Genomic DNA, 19,702 nt, shown 5'->3' on the forward strand with positions numbered 1-19,702 from the left:
CGGTTTCGTCTATCGAATAATCACGTTCAACTCATTTTTATCTACTTAAAGTTAATATTCCTCTTTGCGGTAACCAAAATCTTGTAAATAAACTCTTTTATCGCGCCAATCTTTTTGAACTTTAACCCATAGTTCTAGAAATACTTTGTCACCAAGCAAATTTTCAATATCTTTTCTTGCTTTCGTCCCAATTTCTTTTAGCATTTTACCACCTTTACCGATGATAATCCCTTTTTGACTATCACGTTCAACGATAATGGTTGCTTGAATTTGGATTTTATCATTTTCATTGCGTTTCATTGAGTCAACAACAACAGCCACTGAATGTGGGACTTCATCTCTAGTCAAAAACAGGACTTTCTCACGAATCAATTCCGAAACGATAAAGTATTCTGGATGATCCGTTACTTGATCATCCGGGAAGTATTGAGGACCTTCTGGCATCTCAGCGATCAACACTTCCATTAGACGGTCCACATTGTTCCCTTCGGTAGCCGAAATCGGTACAACTTGTGCAAAAGGCATTTGTGCCGAATAATCTTCGATGATTCCTAATAATTCATCTGGATGAACTTTATCGATTTTATTGATGATCAAATAAACAGGTGATTGAACATTTGTTAATCGTTCAATAATAAAATCATCCCCACGTCCACGTTTTTGATCCGCACTGATCATAAATAAGACAGCATCCACTTCTCTTAGTGCACTATAGGCTGATTCCACCATAAAATCACCCAAACGATGTTTTGGTTTATGGATTCCCGGAGTGTCGATAAAAATCAACTGTGCTTCTGGTGTCGTATAAACGCCTTGGATCTTATTTCTGGTCGTTTGTGCCTTGTCACTCATGATAGCAATTTTTTGCCCAACGATTCGATTTAATAATGTTGATTTGCCAACATTTGGTCGTCCCACAATAGCGACAAAACCTGATTTATGTTCTAACATATTATTCTCCTTTTAATTAAAAAACATTTGATAGATTTTAGGTACAAATAAAATGAGACCGACGATCACTGCAAAACAAGCGGTGACTAACACTGCTCCTGCCGCCATATCTTTGATTTTTTTCCCAATTGGATGGAAATGAAAATCGGTAAACATATCCACCACATTCTCAAAAACAGTATTTAAAATCTCAACGATCCACACCAGAAAAACTGCTAAAACTAACCACAGCCATTCTATTTGATTCAGTTGAAATACAACTCCCATAAAAAACGCCAGCAACCCAAAACCTACATGTTTTTTCATATTACGTTCCTCATCAAAGACTGTTTTAACCCCTTGAAGAGCAAATTCTACTGACATAGCGAAGTGCTTATTTTTCTCAACCTTTTTCTCGCACTCTTTATCTTTTAAGTCCATAAGCATCTAAAATCTCTTTCTGTAAACCAAACATCTCTGCTTCATCTTCGGGTGTCATGTGATCATAACCATTGATGTGCAAAAAGCCATGCACTGCCAAAAATCCCAACTCTCGATCATACGAATGACCATATTCTTCCGCTTGTTCCTGGGCACGCTCAATTGAGATCATGATATCTCCTAATACTCGTGGTAAAGGATTATCGCCTTCTTCAAAAATCACGGGAATTTCGTCTTCCCCTTCGTCTTCTAATGCAAAACTAATCACATCTGTTGGGGCATCTTTGCCACGGTAGACACGGTTGATTTCTTGGATTGCTGCATTGTCCATAAAAGTAACAGACATTTCTGTTTCCTCGGGTAATTTCAAATGAGCCGCTGCAAATTGCAGAAGGTCCTCGATCTCTTTGATTTTTTCTGTTGAAACTTTCTGTGTTTCATCCATAAATGTGATGTCCATATTTATCGCTTCTTTCTTACTTATTGCTGATATTTTTTATTTTAGCCATTTTCTTTTTCTACTTTCATCGTTTCCGCTTCCGATTTCATTTTAGGATATTTGATCCGTGAATGGAAGGTACTACTTAACCCACTGATCAAAGATTTTTCCACTTTGCGAATTTCTTTTAATGTTAAACCACTATCATCAAGTTGACCATCAGAGATTCGTTCTTCAATCAAATTATGGACAAATTTTTCGATTTTTTCACCTGTTGGATGATCCATTGCCCGTACTGCCGCTTCACAACTATCTGCAATATTCACGATGCCGGCTTCTCGGGTCTGTGGTTTGGGACCAGGATAACGAAATGGTTCTTCGGTGACTTCAGGATTTCTTTCTTTTGCCTTGATATAGAAATACTTCATCAATGTTGTTCCATGATGCTGTCGGCAAATATCGATTACCATTTGCGGCATGCCATATTCCTCTAAAATTTTCGCTCCATCGGTCACATGACCAAAAATGATCTGTTTACTATCTTCAGGTAATAAGAAATTATGTGGATTTTCAGCACCAGAAGGCAAGTTTTCTACAAAAAAGCTAGCATGTTTGATTTTACCAATATCGTGGTAGTAACAAGCTACACGTGTCAATAATGACCGCCCATTGATCTCAGCCACAGCGTTTGCGCTTAAATTGGCGACCATCATACTGTGATGATAAGTTCCTGGTGCTTCTTCCAATAGCTGTTTTAACAATGGATGGTTAGGATTACTTAACTCATTCAAGACGATCACACTATCATCGTTGACCATCAATTCGATATACGGATGTAATCCCATCGTTAACAGATACGACAGCAAAGCCCCCATAAAGCCACAAATCAGTGTTAACCAAGTTGTTCCATTACTAAAGCTCATACCTTGATAAACAATCAACACAACATCCATCATCAACGGAAAAATAATGACCCACATCATAGCTGAAAACCATTGTTCTGACACTCGTTGGCGTTTTAAAACCGTCGCTAATAAGCCTGAAAAAAGATAAGCCATCAAGATAACGGTCAAAAAGTTGGTCCCAATCGAGCCATAAAAAATAAACAATGCAGATACGGCTTGGAACAAGGCAGCCATGATTCCTGCCCTCCGGTTCAAAAAGAAATTTAAAACTAAAGGAACAAAAGCTGCAGGATAAAACAGCGGGATAAAAGCTGCTTGTTCCGTTTGGAATAGTTGGAAAAATTTCATTAATAACACACTGATGGACATAGCCGTAACATAAAAGAGAACATACTCTGTTCGTTTTCCGGCTTCATGGTACTGCATTGAGTTGTAAACTAAAACAGCAATTTGCAATAAGACTGCTAAGATCATTGCTACTAAAGGAAAAATTGACGTTGTTTGACTGGTCAATCCTAATAATTCAAGCTTTTTCATTGCATCTGCATCGATTTGATTTCCTTCACGAACAATGATTTCGCCTTGATAGATCATGACCGGTTGAACCGCACTCCTTGCTGATTGTTTCAATTCCTCTGTTTTCTTTTCATTTAAGACATCATTTACGACGATTCCTTGATCGACAAGATAATGGATCGTTTGTTGTTGGTCAGGTGTCACGTTCAAATATTGGATCTGTTCTTCTGCCTGTTGCTTGAAGGTTTCTAAATCACTTTCTCGAACTTGTTTTTTCATTTGTTCATTGATCAATCGAAGACTTTCATCTCGGACTGTCGCAATTTGACTATCTGACATACTAAAGATTTTTGTGTAAAAATTAGTCGGTAATTTTTGATAAAATGCCACGTTTTCAGCATTGGCATTTTCAAAACTCTTCTTTAAAGCTGCAATTCGTTCGTCGATAGTTGGCTTAGGAACATTTTCATCTTCTTTTGCTTTATCTACTTTTTCTTTATACGCTTTATTGATCGAATCATTTGTTTTATTGATCAATTCAAAAAGCTGCTTGATGCGACTACTTTGTTCACTAGCTAAATCTTGTTGATACGTATATTCTGGCGTAACAGCTTCCGCTGCTAATTTTCTTTTTTGTTCGGTTTCTTCTGTATTCTCAATCGTTTTATTCGCACGGATACTTTCTTCTGCCACTTGTCCTTCTCTGAAGTCATTGGCTTTTTGCTTGACGCTACTAAACGTAACGCCACAAACGATCACAAAAAACAAAAGCAATAAGAAAGGCATTGCCGCCTTTCCTAATTTTGCTTGCAGTTGTTGGAGTATTTTATTCAACATTCGCTTATCCTCCTAAGCCTTACTCTTGATGAAGATCTGCCTTTTCATAAGCTTTGATGATTTCGGCTACAACAGGATGACGAACGACGTCACTTGCTTCAAAATTGACAAAAGCAATTTTTTTGATTTGTTTCAATGTACGTTCTGCATGGATCAAACCACTCATCGTCCCTTTAGGTAAGTCAATCTGACTTGTATCGCCGTTTACGATCATTTTTGATTGATACCCCAAACGAGTCAAGAACATTTTCATCTGTGCCACTGTTGTATTTTGAGCTTCATCTAGTATTACAAAAGCATCGTCAAGTGTTCGCCCACGCATATAAGCTAATGGCGCAATTTCGATGATCCCACGCTCCATCAAACGATTGGTATGATCTAAACCAAATATTTGATACAGTGCATCATACACTGGACGTAAATAAGGATCAACCTTTTCTTTCAGATCACCCGGTAAGAAACCAAGATTTTCTCCTGCTTCCACCGCTGGACGAGTCAAAATGATTTTTTGGACTTCGCCTTTTTTCAACGCAGCAATTGCTAAAACGACAGCTAGAAATGTTTTACCTGTTCCAGCAGGACCGACACCAAATACGATGTCATGTTTAGCAACGGCCTCGACATATTGTTTTTGTCCACTATTTTTCACTCGAATCGGTTTACCATTGCGGTCTTTGACGATTTCTTCTTCATACATTTCAATGAAGTAATCCAATGTCCCTTTTTGCCCCATTTTTAAGGCAGTAACAACATCAGGTGTACTGACATGTATCCCCCGCTTGATCAATTCTTGTAAGGTACGTATCACCGATTGTGCTAACGAAAGCCCCGGCTCTTCTCCAATAATCTGGATCATTTCGCCTCTCGTATGAATCGTTGTTTCAGTCATTTCTTCAATTAATTTTACATGTTTGTCATGCGAGCCTAACAACATACTGATATCGTCAGCAGCTGTTAATCTAATTTCTAAAGAACTGGATGCTTCTGTCAAAAATAGACATCTCCTTTACTTCAATTCATTCCTTCCTATTTTACCATATTCATAAAAAACTATATAGCAAATAAAAAAGGTTGTCTCACTCCTTATTCGTTTCATTCATTTTAACCTAAAATTACTTTGCTGAACTTCCATGATTGAGAGATTCCTGCCTATCAATAAACAGCTTTTACTTAATAGATAAGGCAAAGAACCAATCTAACCAAGCCTAGATCTATCGAGTGAGGAAGAGAGATAAAAGAAGGATATGTATGATTGCATGGGGAACAAGGCGTACCGATTGATGTTGCCTTGGCGCTCACCTTGAGGAAATTGGGACATGTATGAAAAAAAATCTAAAAAAAATAAGTCTGATTTTGACGTTGTGGATCAAAATCAGGCTTATTTTCTTTTTTAAGAGAGGGCGGTTGTCCCAAACTCTTTAAATGATAAGTTTAAGATTGTAATAGCTCTTTCACAATCGCATTCACTTGGTTCCCATCTGCTTTTCCTTTGACTTTCGGCATGATCGCACCCATGACTTTGCCAAATTCTTTGACAGAAGAAGCTCCAGTTTGTGTAATCGCTTCTTGAACAAGTTGACGAATATCATCCTCAGAAAGTTGTTCTGGCATGTATTTTTCAACAATTACTATTTCACTTTTCACTTTTTCAGCTAAATCGTCACGTCCAGCTTCTTCGAACTCATGTAAAGAATCACGCCGTTGTTTCATTTCACGAGACAACACTGTTAATTCTTCATCTTCAGTCAAGTCGTGACCTTCTTTGATTTGCTCGTTTTGAATGGATGACTTAATCATACGTATGACTTGTAAAGATTCTTTATCTTTTGCTTTCATCGCTGTTTTCATGTCATCGTTCAATCTACTTAGTAGTGACACACTACCAACTCCAATTCATAAAGGAACTAGTTTTTTTGCGTTTTTTTGCGTTTTTTCGCTGCTTTTCTAGCTGCTTCAGATTTTTTCTTACGTTTTACGCTTGGTTTTTCGTAGAATTCACGTTTACGAGATTCTTGTAAAGTACCCGCTTTTGACACGGAACGTTTGAAGCGACGAAGAGCATCGTCAATTGATTCGTTTTTACGAATGACTGTTTTTGACATGTTAATTCCCTCCCTCCGAGCTTAAAAAGTAACCGTAATTGTTATTGAAATTATAATCCAAAAAACAAGACTGTTCTATAAAACATTATATCTAATGCTGATTTGACCGTCAAGGGAATCTTTGGATTTTTTAAAATAATGATATGTTATTTTATTATAAAACAACTACTGACAGTTTTCACATCGACCGAAAATTTCAAACCGATGCCCTTCGATCGTACAACCTGATAATTGATTTTCAAAATAGTCCATTGGACACATATGGATTTCTTTTGTCATCCCACAAACGGTACAAATAAAATGATGATGGTGACCGATCTCTCCCTGGCAACAATGAAAACGAAACTTCATTTCGCCATTCAAATCGGTTTCTTCTAATAAGTCTAACTCAGAGAAATCATGGAGATTACGATAAATCGTATCATAACTCACTCCTTTAAATTCCTCATTCATAAAATCAAATACTTCTTTTGCTGACACATAACGATTTCTTTTGACCAAATAAGTCAATAATGCTTCTCGCTTTTTCGTGTATTTAAATCCGTTATTTTTCAAAATTTCTAACGATTGTTCGATTAATGTTTGGTTTTTCAAGTCTTTCCCTCCAAATCAAAATGATTACGAAGTACATATTCCACAGTATGGTATACTAAAGATAAAAAAAATGCAAGTGAGGTTTTTTATTTATGGCTTTTGATTCTACTGAGATCGTTACTTTTTTTGTCATTTCTGATTCAGCTGGTGAAACAGCAACAAAACTCGCACAGGCAACCATGGCACAATATCCTACAGTTGAATTTAATTTATTTCGTCGAACGTTTGTCACTGACCAAGACACCCTCGAACAAGCCTTACAAGATGCGTTAGCAGAAAAAGCGTTAGTACTTCATACCTTGATCAACCAAGAGCTGATTGATTATACCCGAAGTTTTTGCGAAGAAAACAACTTATTTAGTTTTGACGTGATGACCCCACCGATCGAAGAAATCCAACGATTAACAGGAATTCAACCCACTCGTCAACCTGGAGCCCTACATTTATTGAATGAAAATTATTTTAAACGAATCAAGGCAATGGAATTTGCTGTAAAATACGATGATGGGAAAGATCCAAGAGGTTTCTTAGAAGCAGACGTGGTGTTGCTAGGAGTTTCCAGAACGTCAAAGACACCGTTAAGTCTTTTTTTAGCGAATAAAAACTTAAAAGTGGCGAATCTCCCACTCATTCCTCAAGCCCATATCCCAAAACAACTTTGGGAGATCGATCCTAAAAAAATTGTTGGTTTAACCAATAATCCCGATATTTTAAATAATATTCGAAAAGAACGGATGCGTTCCTATGGATTAAATCCTGATACGGCTTATTCTGATATCGAAAAAATACGAGCAGAATTAGATTTTGCTAATGATTTGTATGAAAAATTAGGTTGCGTTGTGATCAATGTTGCTTCTCTCTCAATTGAAGAAACGGCTTCGTTGATCCTAAATGCCTTAGATTTAGAGGACCACAGTTATTATGGCACGGATACTTCAGGAGAAAAATAAAGAACAAATAATTGTATCCAGTAAGCAGCTATAACAAACAACCAGAACCAAACGCATAACTAGTTGAAAAAAAGCCAGCTGACACGTGTCTGCTGGCTTTTTTTCAGTATAATCTATTTACATTCCCTTAGAAATGCCTCATTCTTATTTTACTGATGTTCCACATGTTTCAAGGTTTGTTCCAAGATATCCAACACGTGAAAATCATCTAAACTATATAAGATTGCTTTGCCTTCACGATGCGATTTTACCACATGGTTTTCCCTTAATAAACGTAGTTGGTGGGAAACAGCGGATTGTTCCATTTCCACCGCTTGGCTGATGGCCGTCACATTTTGTTCTCCATCTTTTAAATACATCAATATTTTCAATCGGGTAGGATCACTTAAGACTTTAAATAATTGACTCACTTTTTCTATTTCGCTTTTTGGTGTGTCTGTCAACCGATTCACCTCCATAAAAAAAGACTGACTTCTAAAGTTTACCACTTTTTCCATCAGTCTCAATTATTTTATTCTTCTGTCATTGATTTGATGATTGCTTCATAGGTATCGATCTTTTCTTGTGCCTCTTGTGCGGAATTACCTTTTACACCGATATAGAATTTGATTTTTGGCTCTGTTCCTGAAGGACGGATTGCTACCCAACCATGTTCTTCTAATACATATTTTAATACGTCAGATGGAGGTGTCGTTAATTTTTCCACTCGTCCAGCTGAATCTGTTTTCGTTAATTCTTTGAAATCTTCTGTTTGAAGAACTTTTGCTCCAGCAAATTCTGATGGGGCATGGTCACGGAATTTCTTCATCAAAGCAGCAATTTTGGCTGAACCTTCTTGACCACTCATCGTGACTGAGATTGTTTTTTCAGCAAAATAACCATATTTTTCAAAAATCATTTGTAAGCCGTCATAAAGTGTCTTTCCTTGTTTTTTATAAAAAGCAGCTACTTCGGCTAACAATAAGAGTGCTTGGATTGCATCTTTATCACGTACAAATGGTTTGACCAAGTAACCATAGCTTTCTTCAAAACCAAACATAAATGTATGAGAATGATCTTTTTCAAATTGATGGATTTTTTCTGCAATAAATTTAAAGCCTGTTAAGACATTGATCATCGTAGCGCCATAGCTTTCAGCGATGGCTGCAGGAAGTTCACTTGATACGATTGACTTAAGTACGGCTGCATTTTCAGGTAAAGTCCCTCGTGATTGATGTGCTTCTAAAATATATTGAATCATTAACGCACCGATTTGATTACCGGTCAAAACTTTATAAGAGCCATCAGGTTGGCGAACTGCTGCTCCTAAGCGATCCGCATCAGGATCAGTTGCAATCAATAGATCAGCGCCTTCTTTTTCACCTAAACGAATCGCATACTCAAATGCTGAATGTTCTTCAGGGTTTGGTGATTGAACCGTTGTAAAGTCAGGATCAGCTACAGCTTGTTCAGGTACAAGCATAAATTGTTCGAAACCAGCTTGTTGTAACGCTCTTTCTCCTAGCATTTTTCCTGTACCATGCAGGGGTGTAAACACCAATTTCAAGTCTTTCCCCATTGTTTGGACTAATTCTTGATCAATCGTGACTGCTTTGATTTCTTCCAAATATGCTTTATCGACTTCTTCACCAATAATCGTAATCAATCCACTAGTTTCTACTTCGTCATCAGCTAAAACAGCGACTTTTAAAGGATTACTTACTTCACGTACATATTTTGTCAATGCATCCGCATCAGCGGGTGGCATTTGTCCGCCATCTTCTCCATAAACTTTATAGCCATTGTAAGCTGCTGGGTTATGAGAAGCTGTCACCATGATTCCCGCAAACGTATTCAAATGACGAACAGCGAAAGAAAGTTCAGGTGTTGGACGTAGACTCTCAAAGACAAAAGAAGGAATATCGTGTTGTGCCAAAGTCTTCGCTGCTTCCATCGCAAATTCAGGCGATTGATGGCGTGAATCATAAGCAATCGCTACGCCGCGACGTTTTGTTTCTTCTCCTTGTGTATCCATAAAACGTGCCAGCCCTTCTGTTGCTTGTCTGACCGTATAAATATTCATTCGATTGATCCCAGGACCTAAAATCCCCCGCATTCCTGCTGTTCCAAATTCTAAAGGAGCATAAAAAGCATCTTCCAGCTTTTCAGGGTCCTGACTAAGATCAGTTAATTGTTTTTTTAAATTTTCTTCTAAATTTTCTTCATTGGCCCATTGTTGGTATACTTGTTCCCAAGACATGAAGCGAACACCTCTTTCTAAAATATCTACCTCTTTCAGTATAGCATTCTCTTTTTAGATAGAAAAGTCAGAAGAAAAAATAAGCGCATATAGGATCTTCTTTTCTTTCACCAAGATCAAGATTATTCCAACTCTTCGGCTGATATGCTTGCCAAACTTCTGGTTCCTGTTCCCAAGGTGCTTTTACCCTCTGTCCTCCTTTCATAAAAATAACTTTCTCGCTCAATTCCTTCCAATTGCGATAAACGTAGCGAAGTTCAGTTGATGTTTTCTTTTTGCCGTTGCGATTGTCTTTAGATAAAACCTCACTCATATTTAACCCATCTAAACAAAAATGGATCTTTAAATTTGGATTTAGTTTTGCACTATTCAAGCCAATTTTGCATCCTCTACGTATATGCCTTATGGAGAGGAAAGTGCGCATAACAGAAAAAATAAGTTCGATTTTGACAATAAACATCAAAATCGAACTTATTTCTTTTTGAGAAAGAACTATTGTCCCACTCTCTCTTTAGTAGTATAAAAATGAATAGTATTCAAGAAGCTCTTCATCTCTTTTGATCACTTTACGCTTGTGTTGTTTCTTCTAATGCTTCTAAATATTTATAAACTTGTTGACCAGCAATGCCTCCATCACCGACTGCTGTCGTGATTTGTCGTAAATCTTTTTCACGAACATCCCCAATAGCGAACACACCAGGCATAGTCGTACGCATGTCTTGATCTGTTGGAATCCAACCAGCTGCATTAGTTAAACCAGCTTTTTTAAATGGTTCAGTCAACGGATCTAATCCTACGTAAATAAACACGCCATCTGCTGCTAAATCAATGGTTTCATTCGTTTTCACATTATGCGCTTTAACCCCAGTGACCACCATGTCATTACCAACGATTTCATCTGTGACAGTGTCCCAGACAAATGAAATCTTTTCATTAGCAAAGGCACGATCTTGGATGATTTTTTGCGCACGTAATTCGTCTCTTCGATGAACAATCACGACTTCAGAAGCAAATTGTGTTAGGTAGATGGCTTCTTCTACCGCAGAATCGCCCCCGCCGATCACGACTAAGCGTTTGTTTCGGAAAAAAGCACCATCACATACGGCACAATAGGAAACACCTCGTCCAGCGTATTCTTCTTCTCCAGGAACACCTAACTTACGATGGATACAACCCGTTGCGATAATCACTGTTTTGGCTTCATAAGATTGATCTTCACAAATCACTTCTTTGTAATTTCCATGGTCTTTGATGTCTTGCACAATTCCATAGACATTTTCTGTTCCAAATTTAGTGACACCTTCATACATTTTATAAGCAAGATCAGGTCCCATGATGGAATCAAATCCAGGATAATTTTCAACTTCAGCGGTGTTATTCATTTGTCCACCCGGTGCGCCTTGTTCAATCATAGCAACTGAAAGATTTGAACGTGACGCATATAACGCAGCAGTCATTCCAGCAGGTCCAGCACCAATCACGATAACATCATACATATGTACATTCCTCCATTATAAAAATCAAGTAAGCTTACTTTACAGCCTATAGAAAAAAAAGTCTATTGTTCTGCTTACTCTTTTCTCGAATAGATTTATTATACTCGAAAAATCAGTTTAAAAACAATAGACTTTTATTTGATTCGCTATTCGTTACTTAAATCTTCTCCATTTGTTGCAATGACTTTTTTATACCAATTGAACGATTTCTTCTTCGAGCGTTCCAATGTCCCATTTCCTTCGTTGTCACGGTCAACGTAGATGAACCCATAGCGTTTCTTCATTTCGCCAGTCCCAGCAGAGACAAGATCGATACAGCCCCAAGTCGTGTAGCCTAGGAGATCCACACCATCGAGCTCAACCGCATCTTTCATTGCTTGGATATGTTGTGCTAAATAATCGATCCGATAGTCGTCTTCTACATAGCCATTTTCATCTGGTGTATCAATGGCACCTAACCCATTTTCGACGATGAACAATGGTTTTTGGTAACGATCATAAAGATCATTCATCGTGATACGTAACCCCAATGGATCAATTTGCCAGCCCCATTCACTGGCTGAAAGATAAGGATTTTTAGCCGATTCAAAAATATTACCGGCCGTTTGCTCTAATACTTTTGGATCAGTAGTAGCTACCCGGGAAGAGTAATAGGAGAATGAAATAAAATCAACGGTATGTTCTTTTAATATTTCTAAGTCAGTTGGTTCCATCTCGATTTTGATTCCATTACGTGCCATTTCTTTTAAAGCATAGGCTGGATAACTTCCCCTTGACTGGACATCAATAAAGAAATAGTTTTCCCGGTCCGCCTTTCTTGACGCCCAGACATCTTCAGGTTTACAAGTGTAAGGATAATTTGCGCCGGCTGCTAACATACAGCCAACTTTATTTTCTGGATCCACTTCATGAGCGATCTTTGTAGCGATTGCACTAGCAACTAGTTCATGATGGGCTGCTTGGTATTTGATTTGTTCCACATCGTCCCCTTCTTCAAAATACAATCCAGCGCCCATAAATGGAGCATGTAAAATCATATTGATTTCGTTGAAGGTCAACCAGTATTTCACTAGTCCTTTGTAACGATTAAAAATGACATGGCAAAGTCTTTCATAAAACTCTATCAACTTTCGAGAACGCCAAGCACCATATTCTTTGACCAAATGCATCGGACAATCAAAATGAGTAATCGTCACTAACGGTTCGATTCCATATTTTTGACATTCTTTAAAGACATCTTCATAGAACTTCAACCCTTCTTCATTTGGTTCCTTTTCATCACCTTTTGGAAAAATACGACTCCACCCAATGGATAAGCGATAGGTTTTAAATCCCATTTCCGCAAAAAGTGCAATATCCTCTTTGTAACGATGGTACATATCAATAGCTGTTTTTGCTGGATAAAAATGTTCCTCATCAAAGTCAAACATTTTTTGTTTCCCAGTGATCACTGAAAAACGATCTTTACCAATCGGAACAACATCAACATTAGCTAAACCACGTCCACCTTCAGCGTAGCCTCCTTCACATTGATTGGCAGCCGTTGCGCCACCCCATAAAAAGTCTTTTCTAAATGCCATCCTACTTCCTCCATTATTGTTTTTGATAAGTTTTTGTCAGGTTGTTTGCTATTTCATCTTGTACTTCGATCCCCTCTTCTTTTAAGCGGTGGATCGTTTCCTTAAATTGTGGCAAATACGCTTCGTGAGCAACAAACAATTCATCCATGATCCGTTTCGCTGTTTCACCCGAACGTACTAAGGGATTGATCGTAAATGCTTGAAGCGCTGTGCCATAATCACCCGTCACTGCCGCTTCGATCGTCAATAGTTCCATATTTTTCATGACTTGAAGCCAGCCACGTTCAGCTGGTGGCAAAGAACCGAAAGCAACGTTACGTGCCCCCTGTGCCCCGACATACGCTGTGACCTCCACGACACAATCAGCGGGCAGATCAGGAACAGCGCCGTCATTTTTTGTTGAAACAACGATTTGGGTTTCTTTATTGGCATAGATCGAAGCGATCGTTTCACAGGCAGCATCTGAATAATAAGCACCCCCACGTTGTTGTAACTGTTCTGGTTTATGGTCTAGTTCTGGGTCCTGATACAACTCAAATAATTCTGCTTCCGTTTTTTTAACTTGTTCTGCTCTTGTACCAATTGTTTGATATTCTTCTAAAGCATGGTTCAACATTTCTTCTTCACGATAATAATAGCGATGGTAGCCACAAGGAATCATTTGCATTTGTTGTAATTGTTCCTTGAAAAACGGCACATCGAATATATTTTTTGGTAAGCCATTATTTTCAGCATAAAGTCGGTCGATTAGCTCATTCGTTCGATCGTTTCCATGTGAATCTGCTACTTTATGCCAATGAAAGTGATTGAGTCCAGCAAATTTATAAATCAAGTTTTCTTTGGTTTCTCCCAGCATTTCTGGCTCTGTCATCATTGCCATAACTGGTACATTACAAAGCCCAATCACCTTTTCCCATTTTCCGTAGCGAACGACAGCTTCTGTAACCATTCCACTAGGATTGGCAAAATTGATCAACCAAGCATCGGGACATAGTCTTTTCATATCTTCTACGATTGAAAGAATGACCGGAATGGTACGAAACGCTTTGAACATACCGCCAGCTCCATTGGTTTCTTGTCCAAGCATGCCATAATATGCAGGGATTCGTTCATCTTTCACTCTGGCATCTAATTGACCTACCCGAAACTGAGTTGTTACAAAATCAGCATCTCGCAGTGCTTCTTCTCGATCCAACGTCGCATAGATCTTAACATCATAAGGCGAAGCATCCCACATTCGTTGAGACATTTCACTGACGATTCTTAATTTTTCTTGACCCTCTGCTACATCCACTAACCAGATTTCTTTAATCGGTAATTCTTCATATCGTTTAATAAACCCTTCCATCAATTCAGGGGTATAGCTACTTCCGCCACCAATTGTTGCAATCTTCACTTTTCGTTCCATGAGCTTCCTCCTTTTTTGTTTTTACAACTATATTATGTTTTTTGTAAACGAAAACAACAAGTTAACTTTATTCTTTTGCATTTCCATTTACAAAAATTCATTATATAGCAGATTATTTTGTAAAAATCTTGTATAAGAACAACGAACGATTGACGAATCAATAAATAGCGCTTACAATATTTTTACACAAAAAATTAAAAAAATGTAAAAGAGGATCGTCATGCTATTAAAAGAAAAATTAAAAAAAATTGCTTTTTCTCCCGCAGAAACAGAAGTGATCCATTTTATTCAAAGCCATGAACATCAACTCAAAGAAGCAACAATCCAACAAATTGCGAAGGCATGTTATGTCCATCCTTCTACGCTGATCCGGATTGCCAAAAAGGCTGGGTTCAACGGTTGGGTCCACTTTAAGGAAGCTTTTTTGGCGGAAAACGAGTATTTGGAAGGAAATTTTCAAGAAGTTGATGCCAACCTCCCCTTTCTAGAAAACGATGGAATCATGTCTATTGCGAACAAAGTCGCTGCACTGGAACGAATGACGATTGAAGACACACTCTCATTGCTTCACCACGATGACTTACAACGAGCAAAACAGCTTTTATTGAAAGCAAAAAAAATCGTCCTTTTTTCTAGTAATTCGAATACTTTGATCTCGCAGGCTTTTATGTTGAAAATGAAGCGAATCAAACGAGACGTAACGATCGTGACGACTTCAGGCGAATCCTACTATGAAGCCTACAACTGTACGCCTGATACTTGTGCCATCTTAATTTCTTATACCGGCGAAAATAAAATGATGTTACGAACAGCCAAGATTTTGCAAGAAATCAATGTGCCGATTTTAACATTGACGAGTATTGGTGATTCCACTCTTTCTACTTTCAGCTCAGCTATCCTTCGTATCACTACCAGAGAACGATTGTATTCCAAAATCAGTAATTTTACGATCAATACTTCAATTTGTTACTTACTAGACGTACTATACAGCTGTATCTTTGCAGAGGAATATCAAAAAAACCTCAACCATTTAATCAAAATCGGACAAAAAGTAGACGACCGCCCAATCAGCTCCTCTATTATGGAAGAGCCTCCTACAATTAAGGAATAAATTATCTCACACTTTTCAGCTTCTTATGCATTTTCTCTTTTCACCATCTAGCTTGTTAAGTTAGTCGTGTCCAAAAAGAAAAACCTAAAAAATTTACCATGACAACATGGATATTTTTTAGGTTTTATTTGCTTAAATTTCATGTTGTTTTTCGTAGTTGTTAGCAGTTGGACTAGGCTCAGTAGCGCCTATTAGTCCACGTTCTCTTGCCTGACTAAAACTTGCTCCCCCCCTCACTCTCTTTGTTTCTTTGTTTTGATTCAATTGATGAGAGTTGTTCCATTTTGGCAGCCACTACTTTTTTGAGCTCTTCTACGGATACTTTTGGATCATCAATCTTGTCGGCCATTAAGTCTACCAAAACTGCTTTTTGTTTTTCATTAAGTTCTGACAGACGATAAAATGTCTCCGCTAAGAAATGATCACTAAATAGTTATTTTATATCTGTTTGTTTATTTCAAACGCTATTGTTCAAGGTACTCTACTTCTGATACTCAATAAAATTGTCTTTATTAAAAAAACAGAGAAAAAGAAGATGATTTCCTCTTTTTCTCTGTCTGATTACTTCTATTTGGAACAACTATTCACTTTGGAGTTTATACATATCAGCATACAGTCCTTCTTTTACTAGCAACTCCTGGTGGGTTCCTTGTTCAACGATTTTTCCTTTATCCAAGACAAGAATGAGTTCTGCATCTTTGATCGTTGACAAGCGGTGCGCAATCGCAATAGTGGTTCTTCCTTGACGCATCTTTGCTAATCCTTCTTGGATCAACCCTTCTGTCTCGGTATCAATATTGGCAGTTGCTTCATCTAAAACCAAGATTTTAGGATCAGTAACAATGGTTCGTGCGAATGTGATCAATTGTCGTTGTCCACTAGAATAACTTGCGCCTCGCTCAATCACTTTTGAATGATACCCATTTGGTAATTCATTAATAAAGCGATCGGCTTGGACAAATTCTGCCGCTGCACGTATCTGTTCATCTGTGATCGCTGGATCCATCATACGTATATTTCCTGCAATATCCCCATAGAATAGAAAAGCATCTTGGAGAACTAACCCCATTTTTTTACGAAGTTCAGCAATCGGATATTCTCGAATATCACACCCGTCAATTAAAATCTGCCCTTCATAAAATTCATAAAAACGCATCAATACATTGATGATCGAACTTTTCCCACTGCCAGTATGACCGACTAATGCGACAGTTTCACCAGGATTGGCAACAAAAGAAATGTTGTTCAACACTTTATTTTTTCCATCATAGGAAAAGCTGACATTACGAAATTCAATTTTCCCCTCAGTGATGGTTTTGTTTGCTCCTTCATGTTGCTGTGGTGCGTATTCTTCTGTGTCCATGATTTTTAAGATTCTGCTACCAGCGACGATTCCGTCAGTGAATATACTTAAGAAATCCATCATTTGAGACATCGGATTGAAGAACCCTTGGACATATGTGGTGAAAGCATAGATCAGCCCAACTTCCACTGGTGATTTTAAGGCATCTAAGCCAAAAAGTGTCAGTGCCCAAGCAATGGCTAATGCATATAAAAAGCTGATAATCGGGCTCAATAACAGCGAATTGGTTTTGATCATAGCGTATCGTGTATTGAGATAATCCGTATTGACCGCTTCAAATTCGTTTGCTAACCGTTTTTCCTGCCGGAATTGCTGAATGATCCGCATCCCTGAAATGGATTCATTTAATTTAGTATTCAACTGACTTAACTTTTCTCGCATATTACGATAAATCCGAGAACTAAATTTTTGATAATACCAGATCACGACTCCTAGAACAGGTAAAAAAAGCAACAGCCATAAAGCAATGCGTCCGTTGATTTGAAACATTGCAATAAAGGAGGAAACTACTGCGAAAATGCCTGTCAATACCATCAGAAAAACATACCAAAATTCAAAAAGCGTTTCGGTGTCATTCGTGACTCTTGAGACAGTCGAGCCGGCTGGTGTCTGGTCAAAATATCTCATTCCCAATGTATGCAATTTTTCAAATAATTTTATACGGATATATTGATAGGTTTTAAGCGAAGCATTGGAATACAAATACCATTGGAAAAACCAGATGATACTTTTGACGATGACTCCAAATAAATACAAGCCTGCAAAAAATAAAATCACTTGTGTCGTAGCAGATTGTTTGGCTAAATATTCATCCATAAAGGTTTGAATGATTCGAGGTAATAGGACATTGATTACTGACAATCCCAAAGCAAACAGGATGGCAATGATGAAAGTCGCTTTAAAGGGTTTAGCAAAATGCAACAAGCGTTTAATGATTTGCTTTTGCTCTCGCAATGGAATGGATTTTGACCATTCGGATTGATAGTTATCTTCCATCATTTTCTCCCCTTTCAATTTTGGCTTCTAACTGTTGTTTTTCCCACATTTGTTTGTACCAACCACCTAAAGCCAATAGCTCGGCGTGACGGCCACGTTCAACGATCTGTCCTTTGTCAATGACGATGATTTCATCAGCATGCATCACACTGCTTAGTCGATGAGCGGCAATGATCGTGGTTTTACTTTGACGAATTTCTTTTAAATTTCGCAAAATTCTTTCTTCTGTTTTAGCATCCACTGCCGACAACGCATCGTCAAGGATCAATAACTCTGGATTTTGGATCAATGCTCTGGCAATCGAGATCCGCTGTTTTTGTCCACCAGATAAGGAAACCCCCCGCTCACCAACTAATGTTTCATACCCCTTCGGTAATTCTTTGATCTCTTGGTTGATTGATGCTAACGAAGCAGCAGCTTCCACTTCTTCGTTAGATAACTTAGGATCAGAAAAACGGATATTCTCACGAATCGTCATTGAAAACAAAAAATGATCTTGTGGTACATAGCCAATAGAATGTAAAAGAGCATCTAAGGAATATTCTTTGATCGAACGACCACCAAATTTGATTTGTCCTTGATAGTCATCATATTCACGCATCAGCAACTTCATGATCGTGGTTTTTCCAGCACCAGTTTTACCAACAATTCCTAATGTATCCCCTTCTTTAATTGCAAACTTGATTTGTTCCAAGGCGGGTAATTCTTCTTTGGGATAATGGAATTGCGCGATCTCTACATTTAATTCTCCTTTTGCGGGTGTCTTCACTGCACCAAGTTGTTCGACGATATGGGTCTTCTCATGTAAGAGTTCATTCACTCGGTCATAAGAAGCATTTCCTCTTTCCAGAACATTGAACAACCGACCAATAGCAAACATCGGCCAAACCAACATTCCAATGTAACTGATGAAGGAAACCATTTGTCCAATCGTGATCGTGCCATCTAGCACATATTTACCACCCAAGATGATCGTTAAAACATAAGATAACCCAATGATCAGCGTGATAAACGGATCAAACAAAGCATCTAAAAAGTTGACACGTTTATTCTTGGTGATTGCCTGTTCGATTTTTTCTTGAAAATCTGCCAGATCTTCCTGCTCTTGCCCAAAAGTTTTGATTACTTTAATCCCAGTAATACTTTCTTGCGTTTTGTCGTTGATACTGGAAAAAGCTTCTTGTGATTCTCGAAAAGCATCATGTAGTTTTGATCCTAATATCCTTGAAGTAACAGCTAATAGCGGCAAAGGGATCAGAGCAAGCAAAGTCAAGCGCCAGTCAATGAAAAGGATCATGGCAATGATTGTGGTTCCACCGGTAATGACCGAATCAGCAAATGTCAAGATGCCTGCTCCTGCCACATTTTGAATCGCATTTAAATCATTGGTCGCATGTGCCATTAAATCACCTGTACGATATTTTTGATAAAACATACTATCCATACGGGTGAAATGGATAAACAAACGCTGACGTAATTCCTTCTCTAACCTCGCTGCACTTCCCCAAATATTCACCCGCCAAATGAAACGAAAGAGATACTGTAAAATAGCAGATCCGATTAATACAGCGATCCAAAAGACGATAAATCGCATGGAGAGATTCTTATCTGCAATCTCATCGATGATGATCCCGATTACTTTAGGCGGAACTAACTGAACCAAGGCAACACATAATAAAGAAAAAACGCCGATCACATAGTGCTTCTTTTCTTGTTTAAAAAACCAACCCAACTTCCTAAAAATAGACATATTTTTCCTCCTTTTTAACTCCCATCAACCTCTTTTTCTCTTAAA

Annotated in this window: 18 protein-coding genes; 2 read left to right on the forward strand and 16 right to left on the reverse strand. The window is 38.0% G+C overall.

What is annotated here, in order from left to right:
- Positions 1-51 precede the first annotated feature (51 nt).
- From era to IGL28_RS09515, 8 genes are all read right to left on the reverse strand, one after another.
- Complete coding sequence (gene era, locus IGL28_RS09480) at positions 52-951, reverse strand: GTPase Era (protein WP_081128027.1); 900 nt, start codon at positions 949-951, stop codon at positions 52-54.
- Positions 952-963: 12 nt separating this feature from the next.
- A complete protein-coding gene (locus IGL28_RS09485) occupies positions 964-1,377 on the reverse strand; it encodes a diacylglycerol kinase family protein (protein WP_034700929.1) in 414 nt (137 codons plus the stop codon).
- Positions 1,355-1,831, reverse strand: coding sequence for an rRNA maturation RNase YbeY (gene ybeY, locus IGL28_RS09490; protein ID WP_014834527.1), 477 nt, complete (start codon positions 1,829-1,831; stop codon positions 1,355-1,357). The genes IGL28_RS09485 and ybeY overlap by 23 nt, the downstream gene beginning before the upstream one ends.
- A gap of 41 nt (positions 1,832-1,872) precedes the next feature.
- Positions 1,873-4,068, reverse strand: coding sequence for an HD family phosphohydrolase (locus IGL28_RS09495; RefSeq protein ID WP_081128029.1), 2,196 nt, complete (start codon positions 4,066-4,068; stop codon positions 1,873-1,875).
- Positions 4,069-4,087: 19 nt separating this feature from the next.
- Entirely contained in the window at positions 4,088-5,059 is a 972-nt protein-coding gene (locus IGL28_RS09500; RefSeq protein WP_010718528.1) for a PhoH family protein, read from the reverse strand.
- A gap of 440 nt (positions 5,060-5,499) precedes the next feature.
- Positions 5,500-5,946: a GatB/YqeY domain-containing protein gene (locus IGL28_RS09505; RefSeq protein ID WP_010718529.1), complete on the reverse strand. Its 447-nt coding sequence runs from the start codon at positions 5,944-5,946 to the stop codon at positions 5,500-5,502.
- A 26-nt stretch (positions 5,947-5,972) separates the two neighbouring features.
- Complete coding sequence (gene rpsU, locus IGL28_RS09510) at positions 5,973-6,170, reverse strand: 30S ribosomal protein S21 (protein WP_010718530.1); 198 nt, start codon at positions 6,168-6,170, stop codon at positions 5,973-5,975.
- 165 nt (positions 6,171-6,335) lie between these two features.
- Entirely contained in the window at positions 6,336-6,764 is a 429-nt protein-coding gene (locus IGL28_RS09515; protein WP_010718531.1) for a Fur family transcriptional regulator, read from the reverse strand.
- A gap of 92 nt (positions 6,765-6,856) precedes the next feature.
- Here IGL28_RS09515 and IGL28_RS09520 point away from each other — a divergent pair, with 92 nt between their 5' ends.
- Positions 6,857-7,714 carry a pyruvate, water dikinase regulatory protein gene (locus tag IGL28_RS09520; protein ID WP_010718532.1) on the forward strand — a complete coding sequence of 286 codons (858 nt, stop codon included), beginning with the start codon at positions 6,857-6,859 and terminating at the stop codon, positions 7,712-7,714.
- Positions 7,715-7,863: 149 nt separating this feature from the next.
- Here IGL28_RS09520 and IGL28_RS09525 read toward each other — a convergent pair whose 3' ends face one another.
- The 6 genes from IGL28_RS09525 to IGL28_RS09550 form a co-directional block, all read right to left on the reverse strand.
- Positions 7,864-8,211 carry an ArsR/SmtB family transcription factor gene (locus IGL28_RS09525; RefSeq protein ID WP_025480128.1) on the reverse strand — a complete coding sequence of 116 codons (348 nt, stop codon included), beginning with the start codon at positions 8,209-8,211 and terminating at the stop codon, positions 7,864-7,866.
- A gap of 14 nt (positions 8,212-8,225) precedes the next feature.
- A complete protein-coding gene (locus tag IGL28_RS09530) occupies positions 8,226-9,953 on the reverse strand; it encodes a phospho-sugar mutase (protein WP_010737954.1) in 1,728 nt (575 codons plus the stop codon).
- Positions 9,954-10,020: 67 nt separating this feature from the next.
- Positions 10,021-10,266, reverse strand: a complete 246-nt coding sequence (locus tag IGL28_RS09535; protein ID WP_081128031.1) for a hypothetical protein — start codon at positions 10,264-10,266, stop codon at positions 10,021-10,023.
- Positions 10,267-10,519: 253 nt separating this feature from the next.
- The gene (gene trxB / locus IGL28_RS09540) at positions 10,520-11,449 is read right to left on the reverse strand and encodes a thioredoxin-disulfide reductase (protein WP_081128033.1); all 930 of its coding nucleotides are present in this window, start codon (positions 11,447-11,449) and stop codon (positions 10,520-10,522) included.
- 146 nt (positions 11,450-11,595) lie between these two features.
- A complete protein-coding gene (locus IGL28_RS09545; RefSeq protein ID WP_081128034.1) occupies positions 11,596-13,029 on the reverse strand; it encodes a 6-phospho-beta-glucosidase in 1,434 nt (477 codons plus the stop codon).
- Positions 13,030-13,042: 13 nt separating this feature from the next.
- Positions 13,043-14,437 (reverse strand): 6-phospho-beta-glucosidase, encoded by a 1,395-nt coding sequence (locus IGL28_RS09550; RefSeq protein WP_063627386.1) that lies wholly within the window; start codon positions 14,435-14,437, stop codon positions 13,043-13,045.
- 220 nt (positions 14,438-14,657) lie between these two features.
- On the opposite strand from IGL28_RS09550, the gene IGL28_RS09555 reads away from it, so the two are divergent.
- Complete coding sequence (locus IGL28_RS09555) at positions 14,658-15,548, forward strand: MurR/RpiR family transcriptional regulator (RefSeq protein WP_010718539.1); 891 nt, start codon at positions 14,658-14,660, stop codon at positions 15,546-15,548.
- Between the two features lie 580 nt (positions 15,549-16,128).
- On the opposite strand, the gene IGL28_RS09560 is transcribed toward IGL28_RS09555, so the two are convergent.
- Positions 16,129-17,907, reverse strand: coding sequence for an ABC transporter ATP-binding protein (locus IGL28_RS09560; RefSeq protein WP_010718540.1), 1,779 nt, complete (start codon positions 17,905-17,907; stop codon positions 16,129-16,131).
- Complete coding sequence (locus IGL28_RS09565) at positions 17,897-19,657, reverse strand: ABC transporter ATP-binding protein (protein ID WP_034700948.1); 1,761 nt, start codon at positions 19,655-19,657, stop codon at positions 17,897-17,899. Before IGL28_RS09565 ends, IGL28_RS09560 begins: the two co-directional genes overlap by 11 nt.
- Between the last annotated feature and the right edge of the window lie 45 nt (positions 19,658-19,702).

The sequence above is a fragment of the Enterococcus sp. AZ077 genome (assembly GCF_051714965.1).
In the GTDB taxonomy this organism is placed as follows: Bacteria; Bacillota; Bacilli; order Lactobacillales; family Enterococcaceae; genus Enterococcus_B; species Enterococcus_B hirae.